The 13,486-nt window shown below is 54.8% G+C and carries 9 protein-coding genes; 3 read left to right on the plus strand and 6 right to left on the minus strand.

What is annotated here, in order from left to right; genetic code table 11:
- Window positions 1-44: 44 nt before the first annotated feature.
- From FD737_RS15285 to pepA, 3 genes are all read right to left on the minus strand, one after another.
- Window positions 45-2,900 (minus strand): valine--tRNA ligase, encoded by a 2,856-nt coding sequence (locus tag FD737_RS15285; RefSeq protein WP_160833917.1) that lies wholly within the window; start codon window positions 2,898-2,900, stop codon window positions 45-47.
- 2 nt (window positions 2,901-2,902) lie between these two features.
- The gene (locus FD737_RS15290; RefSeq protein ID WP_097118221.1) at window positions 2,903-3,364 is read right to left on the minus strand and encodes a DNA polymerase III subunit chi; all 462 of its coding nucleotides are present in this window, start codon (window positions 3,362-3,364) and stop codon (window positions 2,903-2,905) included.
- Window positions 3,365-3,565: 201 nt separating this feature from the next.
- Window positions 3,566-5,077 (minus strand): leucyl aminopeptidase, encoded by a 1,512-nt coding sequence (gene pepA / locus FD737_RS15295; RefSeq protein WP_034826455.1) that lies wholly within the window; start codon window positions 5,075-5,077, stop codon window positions 3,566-3,568.
- Between the two features lie 267 nt (window positions 5,078-5,344).
- Here pepA and lptF point away from each other — a divergent pair, with 267 nt between their 5' ends.
- Together lptF and lptG are read left to right on the plus strand one after the other, a co-directional pair.
- Window positions 5,345-6,445, plus strand: a complete 1,101-nt coding sequence (lptF, locus tag FD737_RS15300) for an LPS export ABC transporter permease LptF (protein WP_097118222.1) — start codon at window positions 5,345-5,347, stop codon at window positions 6,443-6,445.
- Entirely contained in the window at window positions 6,445-7,521 is a 1,077-nt protein-coding gene (lptG, locus tag FD737_RS15305) for an LPS export ABC transporter permease LptG (protein WP_160833918.1), read from the plus strand. The genes lptF and lptG overlap by 1 nt, the downstream gene beginning before the upstream one ends.
- 69 nt (window positions 7,522-7,590) lie before the next feature.
- Here the strand turns inward: lptG and FD737_RS15310 are convergent, their stop codons facing one another.
- From FD737_RS15310 to FD737_RS15320, 3 genes are all read right to left on the minus strand, one after another.
- Entirely contained in the window at window positions 7,591-8,868 is a 1,278-nt protein-coding gene (locus FD737_RS15310; RefSeq protein ID WP_160833919.1) for a DUF445 domain-containing protein, read from the minus strand.
- A gap of 158 nt (window positions 8,869-9,026) precedes the next feature.
- Window positions 9,027-10,529: a helicase HerA-like C-terminal domain-containing protein gene (locus FD737_RS15315; protein ID WP_160833920.1), complete on the minus strand. Its 1,503-nt coding sequence runs from the start codon at window positions 10,527-10,529 to the stop codon at window positions 9,027-9,029.
- A 117-nt stretch (window positions 10,530-10,646) separates the two neighbouring features.
- A complete protein-coding gene (locus FD737_RS15320; protein WP_160833921.1) occupies window positions 10,647-12,218 on the minus strand; it encodes an ABC transporter substrate-binding protein in 1,572 nt (523 codons plus the stop codon).
- Between the two features lie 533 nt (window positions 12,219-12,751).
- Between FD737_RS15320 and FD737_RS15325 the strand changes: the two genes are divergently transcribed.
- The gene (locus tag FD737_RS15325; RefSeq protein WP_160833922.1) at window positions 12,752-13,483 is read left to right on the plus strand and encodes a gluconate 2-dehydrogenase subunit 3 family protein; all 732 of its coding nucleotides are present in this window, start codon (window positions 12,752-12,754) and stop codon (window positions 13,481-13,483) included.
- The last annotated feature ends 3 nt before the right edge of the window (window positions 13,484-13,486 follow it).

Genomic DNA, 13,486 nt, shown 5'->3' on the forward strand with positions numbered 1-13,486 from the left:
GCCGGGCAGTGCCCGGCTATGATTTAGCAATTGGACTGATGCGCTTACAATGCCGCAATCACGCCCTGCTGTTCAATCAGTTTTGCTTTTGATTGTTCCAGCTCAACGATGCGCTCGCGCTCTTTCGCCACCACCGCTTCCGGTGCACGTGCAACAAAGCCTTCGTTCGCCAGTTTGACCTGGATCTTCTCAATCTCGACATCCAGCTTGGTCAGCTCTTTCGCCAGACGCTCCAGCTCGGCTTCTTTGTTGACCAGATCCGCCATTGGGATCAGCAACTCAGCGCCTTCGACGATCTTGGTGACCGAGACCGGACCTTTCTCGCCCGCAGGCAGAATGGTCAGGCTTTCCAGACGCGCAAGACGTGACAGGAAGCTACGGTTCTCATCGACACGACGCTGCGCGGTTGGCGAGCAGTCACGCAGCAGCACATCCAGCGGTTTACCCGGTGCGATGTTCATTTCAGCACGGATGTTACGCACTGCCACGATCGCCTGCTTGATCCACTCAATGTCCGCTTTGGCTTCCACATCTTCTTTCGCCGCATCAAACTGCGGGAACGGCTGCAGCATGATGGTGTCGTGATCGATATTCTTCAGACCTTTCACACGCTGCCAGATGGTTTCGGTGATGTAAGGAATGATTGGGTGCGCCAGGCGTAAGACCGCTTCCAGCACGGTAACCAGCGTATTACGCGTGCCGAGCAGTTCCGCTTCGCTGCCGTTGCTCATGACTGGCTTGGTCAGCTCCAGATACCAGTCACAGAACTGGTTCCAGGTGAAGTCGTACAGGATGTTGGCAGCGATATCAAAGCGATAGCTGTCCAGCGCTTCACGATAGGCTTTCACGGTGCTGTTGAATTCGGTCAGAATCCAGCGATCCGCCAGTGACAACTTCAGTTCGCCGCCGTTCTGCCCGCAATCATGCTCTTCGGTGTTCATCAGCACGAAACGGCTGGCGTTCCACAGCTTGTTACAGAAGTTGCGATAGCCTTCGAGACGCTTCATGTCCCAGTTGATGTCACGGCCAGTTGAGGCCAGTGCCGCCAGGGTAAAGCGCAGGGCATCGGTGCCTGATGCCACAATGCCGTCCGGGAACTGCTTCTCGGTACGTTTACGGATCTTCTCAGCCAGCTGCGGCTGCATCATGTTACCGGTGCGTTTTTCCAGCAGGTCTTCCAGCGAAATGCCGTCGATCATATCCAGTGGATCGATGACGTTGCCTTTCGACTTGGACATCTTCTGGCCTTCTTCATCACGAATCAAACCGGTCATGTAGACGGTTTTGAACGGCACCTGTGGCTTGCCGTCTTCATCTTTGATGAAGTGCATGGTCAGCATGATCATGCGCGCAATCCAGAAGAAAATGATGTCGAAGCCACTCACCAGCACGCTGGTTGGGTGGAAGGTACGCAGTGCTTCGGTATTCTCTGGCCAGCCAAGGGTCGAGAAGGTCCACAGACCTGATGAGAACCAGGTATCCAGCACGTCGTCGTCCTGGCGCAGTACCACAACGTCAGCCAGGTTATTTTCCTGACGCACTTCGGCTTCAGTACGGCCGACATAGACGTTGCCGTCGTTGTCATACCAGGCCGGGATGCGATGTCCCCACCACAGCTGACGCGAGATGCACCAATCCTGAATGTCACGCATCCATGAGAAGTACATGTTTTCATACTGTTTTGGCACAAACTGGATGTCGCCGTTTTCGACCGCTTCTACCGCAACTTTCGCCAGTGGAGCCGTGCGCACATACCATTGGTCGGTCAGCATTGGCTCGATCACCACGCCGCCACGGTCGCCGTAGGGCACGGTCAGATCGTGTGGTTTGATTTCATCCAGCAGGCCGAGTTCATCAACCGCAGCCACCATGGCTTTACGCGCCGCGAAACGCTCCATTTTCTGGAACTGCGCTGGGATCTCATCGGCGCATTCGTCGCTGACTTCACCGTTGGTGTCGAACACTTCCGCACGCTCGCGGATATCGCCATCAAAGGTCAGGATGTTGATCATTGGCAGCTTGTGACGACGACCGACTTCATAGTCGTTGAAGTCATGCGCTGGGGTGATCTTCACGCAGCCGGTGCCTTTTTCCATGTCCGCGTGCTCATCGCCGACGATCGGAATGCGACGGTTCACCAGCGGCAGGATCAGTTCTTTACCGATCAGATCTTTATAGCGCGGATCTTCCGGGTTCACCGCCACGCCGGTATCGCCCAGCAGGGTTTCCGGACGAGTGGTGGCGACCACCAGATAATCTTTGCCTTCTGCGGTTTTCACGCCATCCGCCAGCGGGTAGCGGATATGCCACATTGAGCCTTTGCTCTCGCGGTTTTCCACTTCCAGGTCGGAGATAGCGGTACGCAGTTTTGGATCCCAGTTCACCAGGCGTTTGCCACGGTAAATCAGATTCTCTTTATACAGGCGCACGAAGACTTCACGCACCGCATTCGACAGGCCTTCATCCATGGTGAAGCGTTCGCGCTCCCAATCCACGGAGTTGCCAAGACGACGCATCTGACGGGTAATAGTGCCGCCAGACTCTGCTTTCCACTGCCAGATTTTGTCGATGAAAGCATCACGGCCGTAATCCTGGCGAGTTTTGCCCTCTTCAGCGGCGATCTTGCGCTCAACCACCATCTGCGTCGCGATACCGGCATGGTCAGTACCTGCCTGCCACAGGGTGTTTTTACCCTGCATACGCTGGTAACGAATCATGGTATCCATGATGGTCTGCTGGAAAGCGTGACCCATATGCAAGCTGCCGGTGACGTTCGGCGGCGGGATCATGATGCAAAAGCTTTCCTGGCTGGTGTCGCCATTCGGTTTAAAGTAGCCCTGCTGTTCCCAGTGCTCGTAGAGCGGCTGCTCGATATCTTGCGGGTTATATGTCTTTTCCATTTCTACACTGTCGTTTGCGGCGGAGGTGGCGTCGCCGTATTCAATTGGAAACCAACGCTGCGATAGGCTTTATAGCGGTCGCGCGCCAGTTGTTTTAGGGATTCTTCGTAAGGTACGAAGTCTATCACTTCATGGAAACCAGTAGCAAAATCTGCGAACTGTGGCAGCAGGCTAATCAGCAGGTCACGCGGGGAACTGCCGCGACGCTGTGGCCAGGCTAATTCCACCGGGGCGCCGTATCGCGGGCCTTCACCGGCCAGATTGTGCGGCACAAAGGCGTTGGCGGGACGCTGCCAGAGCGCTTCATCCAGACGATTAGCTTGGTCTTCATTCTCGCAGGCAATCAGAATGCGTTTGCCGTCACGCCAGCGTGTTTCGGCCAGATCGCACACCAGTGCTTCGATGGCGCTCAGGCCGTCGCTGGCGCTTTCCGACTCCATCACATAGAAAGTGGCGTTTTTCATGGCAAGCTTATTTCCATTAATGACAGTGGGGCGCATTTTGCGCCCCATGAGTTCATACGTCTATACACTTCATACTTCGAGCTGCAGATGCGTTGGCTGCTCTCGTTCACCCGAATCACTTACTTGAGTAAGCTCATCGGGACTCTCTCGTTTGCCGCCTTCCTGCACCTCGAATTATTTGTGTGTATTTTTTGCTCGGCTTTAATCGTCGCCGTTCAATCCTGCGCGGTTCAACAGGAACTGCGACAGCAGCGGAACCGGGCGGCCGGTGGCGCCTTTGGCCTTGCCAGAACGCCATGCGGTACCTGCGATGTCCAGGTGCGCCCAGTTAAACTTACGCGCAAAACGCGCCAGGAAACAGGCTGCAGTGATGGCACCGCCGGGACGGCCGCCAATGTTTGCCATATCAGCAAAATTGGATTCCAGCTGCTCCTGATACTCATCTGCCATCGGCAGACGCCACGCGCGGTCACCTGCTTGTTCTGAGGCGCTGATCAGCTCGTGCGCCAGCGGATTATGGTTCGACATCAAACCGCTGACGTGATGGCCCAGTGCAATCACGCAGGCACCGGTCAGGGTCGCGACGTCAATCACCACTTCAGGCTCGAAGCGCTCCACGTAAGTCAGCGCGTCGCACAGCACCAGACGGCCTTCCGCATCGGTATTCAGCACTTCAACAGTCTGGCCTGACATGGTGGTCAGCACATCGCCTGGACGCATCGAACGACCATCCGGCATGTTCTCACAACCCACCAGTACGCCGACGACGTTCAGCGGCAGATTGAGTTCCGCCACCATACGCATCACGCCGTACACGGACGCCGCGCCGCACATGTCGTACTTCATTTCATCCATCGAATCGGCAGGTTTGATCGAGATACCACCGGAATCGAAGGTCAGGCCTTTACCCACCAGCACAATTGGACGCGCTTCAGGATCGGTGCTGCCTTTGTACTCAATTACCGACATCAGCGATTCGTTGTGTGAGCCCGCCCCGACCGCCAGATACGCGTTCATGCCCAGCTCTTTCATCTGCTGTTCGCCGATGACACGCGTGGTGACATTTTTGCTGTAAGCATCCGCCAACTGACGCGCCTGCGACGCCAAATACGCGGCGTTACAAATATTTGGCGGCATATTGCTGAGGTCTTTGGCGGCTCTGACGCCCGCTGCCACCGCCAAACCATGCTGAATCGCACGTTCACCGCTGGTGAGTTCACGACGGGTTGGCACGTTGAACACCAGCTTGCGCAGTGGACGGCGCGGTTCAACTTTATTGCTTTTCAGCTGATCGAAGTTGTAGAGCGCTTCTTTTGAGGTTTCAACCGCCTGGCGGACTTTCCAGTAGGTGTTGCGCCCTTTAACATGCAGTTCGGTCAGGAAGCACACCGCTTCCATCGAACCGGTGTCGTTCAACGTATTGATAGTCTTCTGAATCACCTGTTTGTACTGGCGCTCATCCAGCTCGCGCTCTTTACCGCAGCCGATCAACAGGATACGTTCAGACAGGATGTTAGGCACATGGTGCAGCAGCAATGTCTGACCGACTTTGCCTTCCAGTTCACCGCGACGCAGCAGGGCGCTGATGTAGCCGTCGCTGATTTTATCCAGCTGTTCAGCAATGGGTGACAAACGGCGCGGTTCGAAAACGCCTACAACAATGCAGGCGCTACGCTGTTTTTCCGGGCTACCGCTTTTTACACTGAACTCCATGCACTCTCCTGAATCTTAAAGACAACGGCCTTAGCTGTCGTTAGAATGTAGCGCGTTCGTAACCCATTATTTTTAGCGGCGCCATGACAATTTAACGCCGACGGTCATAATGAGATGTGGTGGCAATGTGTTGTTTTTTCACCACCCTAACGCGTTCGTCATACTATTTTAGCTACGATGACGGCCATTGATGAAGAAAAATGGCTGATAAGCGTTGAAACTAGCGATTTTCCTGCAAAAAGACAAGTTATCACAGGCGTACTAAGCGTGATCATCATTAGATATCTGGTTCGGGAAACGCTCAAAAGCCAGCTGGCTATCCTGTTCATCCTGCTACTGATCTTCTTTTGCCAGAAGTTAGTCAGGATTTTGGGTGCAGCGGTGGATGGCGAGATCCCAACAAATCTGGTTCTGACATTGTTAGGACTTGGCGTGCCTGAAATGGCACAACTTATCCTGCCCCTAAGCTTGTTTCTGGCGATTTTAATGACTCTTGGGCGGCTGTACACCGAAAGTGAGATCACGGTGATGCATGCCTGCGGCCTGGGGAAAAGCGTGCTGGTCAAGGCCGCGATGATCCTGATGCTGCTGACTTCAGCGGTCGCAGCGGTCAACGTCCTTTGGTTAGGGCCATGGTCATCGCGTTACCAGGATGAAGTCACACAAAATGCCAAAGCCAACCCTGGCGCAGCGGCGCTGGCAGCGGGCCAGTTTCAGACCTCCAGCGACGGTAATACCGTGCTGTTTGTCGAGAACGTCAAAGGCAACACGTTTGGTAACGTGTTCCTGGCGCAGCTGCGTCCAAAAGGTAATGCGCGCCCATCCGTGGTGCTGGCTGACAGCGGTCATATGGAGCAGCGCAAAGACGGCTCACAAGTGGTGACGCTGGATAAAGGCACGCGCTTCGAGGGCACTGCGATGCTGCGCGATTTCCGCATCACCGACTTCACCAACTACCAGGCGCTGGTGGGCTATAAAGAAGCCACGCTCGATCCGAATGATGCCGATCAGGCGAGCATTAGCACGCTGTACCAACACAAAACGCCGCAGTTCCAGGCCGAGTTCCACTGGCGTCTAACGCTGGTGTTTGCGGTGCTGGTGATGGCGTTGATGGTGGTGCCACTCAGCGTGGTCAACCCTCGTCAGGGGCGTGTGCTGTCAATGCTGCCTGCGATGCTGCTGTATCTGATCTTCTTCCTGCTGCAGAGTTCGTTACGTTCTAACGCAGCGAAAGGCAAGTTCGATCCCGCGATCTGGATGTGGGTCGTGAACCTGGCTTATCTGGCGCTGGCAGTGATGTTAAACCTGTGGGATACGGTACCGATGCGACGCATTCGTGGTCGCTTTAGCCGTGGAGGATCGCTCTGATGTTTAAGGTCCTTGACCGCTATATCGGTAAAACCATTTTCAACACCATCATGCTGACGTTGTTCATGCTGGTGTCGCTATCGGGCATCATCAAATTTGTCGATCAGCTACGTAAAACCGGGCAGGGCGCTTACACCGCGCTCGACGCCGGTTACTACACGCTGCTCAGCGTACCGAAAGATATTGAGATCTTCTTCCCGATGGCCGCACTCTTGGGTGCATTGTTGGGCTTAGGAACGCTAGCGCAGCGCAGCGAGCTGGTGGTGATGCAGGCATCGGGTTTTACCCGTATGCAGGTGGCGCTGGCGGTGATGAAAACCGCGATTCCGCTGGTGCTGTTGACCATGGCTATCGGCGAATTTGTGGCACCGCAGGGCGAGCAGATGGCGCGTAACTACCGTGCGCAGCAGCTGTACGGTGGCTCGCTGATGTCGACGCAGAATGGGCTGTGGGCGAAAGACGGCCATGACTTTATCTACATCGAACGCATCAAAGGCGACAATGAGATTGATGGCGTCAGCATTTACACCTTCACCGACCAGCGTCGTCTGCTCAGCGTGCGTTATGTCGCCAGTGCGACCTGGAACAAGGACAAAAAGTTGTGGCAGCTGTCGCAGGTAGATGAGTCCAACCTGAGTGATGCGAAACAGATTACCGGTTCGCAAAGTCTGGGCGGGGAGTGGAAAACCAACCTGACGCCTGACAAGCTTGGCGTGGTGGCGCTGGATCCGGATGCGCTGTCCATTAGCGGTCTGTACAACTACAGCAAATACCTTAAGCAGAGTGGCCAGGTGTCAGGGCGTTATCTGCTGAACATGTGGGGTAAAATCTTCCAGCCGCTTTCCGTGGCGGTGATGATGCTGATGGCGTTGTCGTTTATCTTTGGTCCGCTGCGTAGCGTGTCGATGGGCGTGCGCGTGGTGACGGGGATTAGCTTCGGCTTCCTGTTCTACGTGCTGGATCAGATCTTCGGTCCGCTGAGTCTGGTGTATGGCATCCCGCCGATTCTGGGGGCGCTATTGCCGAGCGCCGCGTTCTTTGCCATCAGCTTGTACCTGCTGATGAAGCGCAGTTGATGGTTCAGGGATAGCCTGCTGCTATCACCAAAACTCAGAGAAGCCGCCATCACGATGGCGGCTTTTTTATTACTTCAGAGTATGAATCAGAGCCGGCAGCTGCGACAACAAGTACAATACCAACCCAATGGTGCCACCCACCAACGTCCCGTTAATGCGGATAAACTGCAGATCGCGGCCAATGTTCAACTCAATCTGTTGCGACATCTCCCGCGCATCCCAGCTCTTCACGGTATCGCTAATGTGGCGCGTCAGGAATTCGGCGAACTCTGGTGCAATGCTGCGGGCGGCATCTTCCAGATGTTGATTCATCGAGATACGCAGCGCTTCATCTGCTGCCAGCGTTTCACCGAACCATAGCGCGGCAAGACGCACGCGCTCCTGCACGCGAGAATCTTCACTGTTAAGATCGGCCTTCAGCCAGCTACGCAGATCCTGCCATAGCTCGCCGATATAGCGATTCAGCGACTCATCCTCTTTCAGCCAGTTTTTGATCACCTCGGCACGTTCGGCCATTACGGGGTCGGTTTTTAGCTTCTCAATTAACCGCTGAACTGCGCGGTCAAATCCCAGACGCAGCTCGTGCCCCTGATTGATCGCCACTTCATCGAGAATCGAGTCCACTGCATTGGCCACCAGGTCAGCACTGTGCTCGCCCAGCCATTCGGTGGGTAGCATTTTGGCTTTAATCGGATGCTCACGCTTCAGCCAGCGCACAATCTGAATTGCGATGAACTCACGCGTGCCAGGCTTGTGCAGCAGACGCAGCAACTGTTGCACTGCCGCATCCAGCAGTTCCTGATGACGATTGTTTTTGGTCAGGCTATCCAGTAACAACGCGCTGGATTGGGTGAGATCGACCTTATCCAATGCACGATGCACGGCCCGGCGCAGGAAGCGCTGGATGCGTTCATCATCCGTAAGATCAAGGAAGCCGCGCATCACCTGCAACAGATGGCGACCAATGCGATCGGCGTTGCCCGGCGTGTTGAGCCAGTGCGCCAGCATCTGCGAGGGATCGTGGCGGCGAATCAGCGCCAGCAACGAATCGGTATCGAGAAATTTCTCCTGCACAAAGCGGCCAAGATTCTCCCCGATGCGATCCTTATTGCGCGGAATAATCGCCGTGTGCCGCGAGATGAACGGCACCGGCACGCGACGAAACAGCGCGACCACCGCAAACCAGTCGGCCAGCGCACCGACCATCGCCGCTTCAGCAATGGCCTTGAGACCAAGCACCCAAAAATTGGGTGGCAGAAACAGCGTCACGACAAAAGTCGCTGCGGCAACCAGCAGCAATGCGAGCGCCAGACGCTTGCTCCGTTTGAGTTGTTGATATTTATCCATATAACGATCTTAGCAGACCACACCTTAGGGCGGCGGTGCGAATCATTGCACCTATTCAATCAGCGTCATTAATGTCGCGGCGCGCAGGTGTCACTGCAGCGTTGCTGATGCCCGCGCCATACATAGCGCTGCGGAGGAAGATAATTATTTTCAGTGTGTTATCGACGACGGCCGCCCATCAAACTTCCCAGCACGCCACGAATGATTTGGTTGGTGACCTGGCGCGCCGCGCTTTTTGCCACGCTCTGCACCACGCCATCGCGCTTGCCGCCGCGCGGTCCGGTGGTGCCAAACAGAATGTCTTTCAACCCGCCGAGAATGCCATCATCAACTTCGACATTATTGCCTTTGGCTTCCGGCGCATCGGCCTGCTGCGGCGCGGCTTGCACCCCTTTTTGCAGCATCTCAAACGCGGATTCGCGATCCACTTCGGTGTCGTATTTTCCGTACAGCGGTGAGTTATTGATCAGGCCGTTGCGCTCATCCTGCGTTATTGGCCCCATGCGCGAGCCGGGCGCAATCACCATGGCGCGCTGCACCATCGACGGGCTGCCTTTTTCATCGAGGAACGAAATCAGCGCCTCGCCAGTACCCAGCGCCTGAATGGCCTCCACGGTATTGAATGCCGGATTGGCGCGCATGGTTTCAGCGGCGCTTTTCACCGCTTTCTGATCTTTCGGCGTGAAGGCGCGCAGGGCGTGTTGCACGCGATTGCCTAGCTGACCGAGCACGTTATCAGGGATATCCGACGGATTCTGCGTGACGAAATAGACGCCGATGCCTTTGGATCGAATCAGACGGATCACCTGCTCCACTTTCTCCAGCAGCACCGGCGGCGCATCGGTAAACAGCAGATGTGCCTCATCAAAGAAGAACACCATTTTCGGTTTATCGAGGTCGCCCGCTTCGGGCAACTGCTCGTACAGCTCCGCCAGCAGCCATAGCAAGCTGGTGGCATAGAGTTTCGGCATTTGATACAGCTTCTCGGCGGAAAGGATGTTGATGAAACCTTTGCCTTCGTTGTCACAACGCATCCAGTCACGGATATCCAGCATCGGCTCGCCGAAGAAGTGTTCAGCGCCTTGCTGTTCCAGCGCCAGCAAACCGCGCTGAATCGCCCCCACCGAGGCGCTGTTGATGTTGCCGTACTGCGTCTGGAAAGATTTAGCGTTATCGCCGATGTATTGCGTCATGGCGCGCAGATCTTTGAAATCCAGCAGCAACAGCCCTTGATCGTCTGCGATGCGGAAGATGATTTGCAGCACGCCCGATTGCACCTCATTAAGGTTGAGCAAGCGCGCCAGCAACAGCGGGCCAAGGTCGGAAACGGTGGCACGCACCGGATGGCCTTTCTCGGCAAAAATATCCCACACCATCACCGGATTTTTCTGTGCCTGCCAGTCGGTCACGCCAATCTTTTCCAACCGCGCCTGTAACTTTTCCGAGCCTTCACCGGCGGTCGCCACGCCAGTGAGATCGCCTTTGACGTCGGCCATAAACACCGGCACGCCGATATTGGAGAAGGACTCGGCGATTTTTTGCAGCGTCACGGTTTTACCGGTGCCGGTGGCACCAGTGATTAAGCCGTGGCGGTTCGCCATATTGGAAAGCAGGGATAACTGGATGTCAGGCGTTTGAGCAATCAGCAACGGGGTGGTCATATTTTTTCACTCGCAGGCAACAGGTTATGCCAGAAAGAATAGCAAGCGATGCGAGGGGAAGGATGAAGATTGTACTGAAAGTGTTGATGGGGGAAGCCATCCCCCCATCAACAGGATCTATTGCTTCTGCACCACATCAAAGAACAGCAAGCTCACGCCAATCCCTTGCTGCACATGATTGACGTTGTTCCGCACCGCCACCTGCTGCGCGCCCTGCAGCATCACCACAAACGGAGAGTTCTGCTGCACGGTGTTTTGCAGGTCGGTGTAAAGCGCACGGCGTTTGGCGGCATCACTTTCGCCTGCTGCGGCACGTGTTTTGGCGCTGAGTTCCGGAATCTCCCAGCCGACACGCCACGCCAATGTTTTCGAGCCGCCCGGCACGTTGTAAGCAAAGGCGCTGGCATTGGTATTCGGGTCAACGTAATCCGCGCCCCAGTAGATAAAGATCGACTGGAAATCGCGGCCGCGCATCTTGCTCCATAGCTCGGATTCCGCCACCGGCAGCAACTCAATCTGCACGTCCGCTTTGGCAAAGCTGGCCTGCAGCGCCTGGGCAACATCAATGTACGGCGGCTGATTGATCACCGTCAGCGCAAACTTGCTGCCCGGTTTAATCCCGCCCTTGGCTAAAATCGCTTTGGCTTTTGCCACATCATAATGGAACGGTTGGTCCTCCAGCGCGCCATCAAAGCCCTGCGGCAGGAAGCTTTGATGAATGCGGTACTGACCTTTCAGCAAATCATGTGAGATGGACTGGTAATCCACCAACCAGCGCGCCGCTTCCCATAGGGCCGGATTACCCAATGCGGGCTGCGCTTTGTTCTGCGTATTGAAGCCCAGGTAATACACCAGGCTCGAAGGGAACGCCGCAATGTGCAGGTTCTTATTGCTCTTTAGCGCATCGATTTGATCGGGGCCGAGTTGATAAGCGACATCGACATCGCCTTGCTGAATCAGCAGGCGACGCGCACCCGCATCGGCGACGCCTTTCAGCAAAATACGCTTTAGGTGTGGCTGCGGATTAGCTTGCGGGTTGGCGCTCAGCACCAGCGCCTGCTGTGGCACATACTGCTGAATCGTAAACGCGCCGCTGCCTGCGGTGTTGGTGTGCAGCCAGCCATTGCCGAGATCGTTATTCACCGCATGCTGTTGCACGGTTTTGCTGTCCACCACCGAGGCTACCGGTGCGGTAAGCAGGCGCAGCGCCAAATCCTGACCTATCTGCGCGGGCCATTGAATCTCCAGCTGATGATCATTCAGCACTTTAAATTGGCTGGCGATGTTCTCGTTGGTCCAGCCAAACTCGGCGAGAATAAAAGAGGGTGCTTTGTTCAACTGCACAGCACGCGACAGTGAGAAAATCACATCCTGCGGCGTCACCGCATTGCCGCTGGAGAAGCGGGCACCTGGTTTAAGGTTAAATACCAGGCTGTGCGGCGTACTGCCACTTTGCCAGGATGTCGCCAGCAGCGGTGCCAGTTTCTGTGGCGTACCGCGGTCGGCTTGCACCAGAGTCTGGTAGATGTTGCGCTGTACGCTGTTGCTGACCGTTTCGAAGCTTTCTGCGGGGTCGAAGCTGATAATGCCATCCAGCGGTACGGCAACCACCAGAGTGTCTTTCGGCGTCGCAGCCTGCACGGCGAATGCACTACTCCATAAAGTGACCAACAAAATCAATGTACGCATTTATTGTTTTCCTGAGTGATAGATAAATTGACTCTATCGCTGCTGCCGCTCAGGCAAAATGCCGGTTTGTTCTGAGCTGTGCCGGAAATTAACAAATGATAACATTCGGCGATTATTTCACTTATTTTGTGCGCCGCCTGTCATTTCCAGGAAATAGATCGTTCATGTACTGGTCAATTAAGTAAATAAGATGTTATTAATGAGAATAATTCTCTTGTATGGAAGTATGATTTATTTTTATCGATTGAATTGAGCGATTATTTCGTTGCGCGATCAATTTTGGTCATTTGCCCATCCTGAATTGCTAAAAACACAGCAATTGTACGGTTAAAAGCCCAATTCACCCCTCGAAAGCCCTTTACCTGCCCTTAACCTAAATTCAACATCATGATGGTTTCTCATCAAAACACATCCGAACATTGATTCTTACATTCAGAAATATCTATATCCCTAAGATTGCCAGGTTATTTACCGATTTATAAAGCCATTAACAAAAATAATTATCTTTCTTAGCAAGTGAGAGTCGTCGCGCCATGCTTCTAAATAAACCGACCACCAGACGTAAGTTTTTGCTTGGGTCGTTATTGGCTTTGCCATTAAGCGACCTGGTATTTAAGGGATTAACTGCGGCGCAAGCTGCGGAAATGGCAGCACCGGAACTCGCCGATTACAAACCGATCTTTTTCAGCGCTCAGGAGTGGCAGTTTATTCTGGCCGCGACCGATCGTTTGATTCCGGCGGGTGGTAATGGCAAAGCGCCGGGTGCACTGGAAACCAACGTGCCGATCTTTATCGATCAGCAACTCCATAGCCCTGAATTCGGCGGCGAAATTTACATGCAGGGTCCGTTCGACGTGCACGCGCCATCCACCATGGGTTATCAGATCCCTTACACCCCGCAAGAGCTGTATCGCACGGGCATCAAGCTGGTGGAACAGTGGACGCAGAGCACCTACAAAAAATCCTTCCATGAACTGACGTTGGAAGAGAAAGACGCGGTGCTGACGAAGGTCAACAAAAATGACGGTATCGATTTCCCGGCAATGGGTGAACCGAACCTGAAAGCCTCGCAGTTCTTTGGTCAGTTACTGGCAGATACCAAACACGGCTACCTCGCCGATCCGATGTACGGCGGCAATAAGGGCATGAAAGCCTGGATTGCGATTGGTTTCCCAGGCGCACGCGCCAGCTTTACCGAATGGGTGAAGCAGCACAACGTGCCGTACCCGCTGGGACCGGTCAGCCTCTTGGGTGAGCGCGCATAAGCC

Source organism: Pantoea sp. Seng (assembly GCF_009829935.1).
GTDB lineage: Bacteria > Pseudomonadota > Gammaproteobacteria > Enterobacterales > Enterobacteriaceae > Pantoea > Pantoea communis.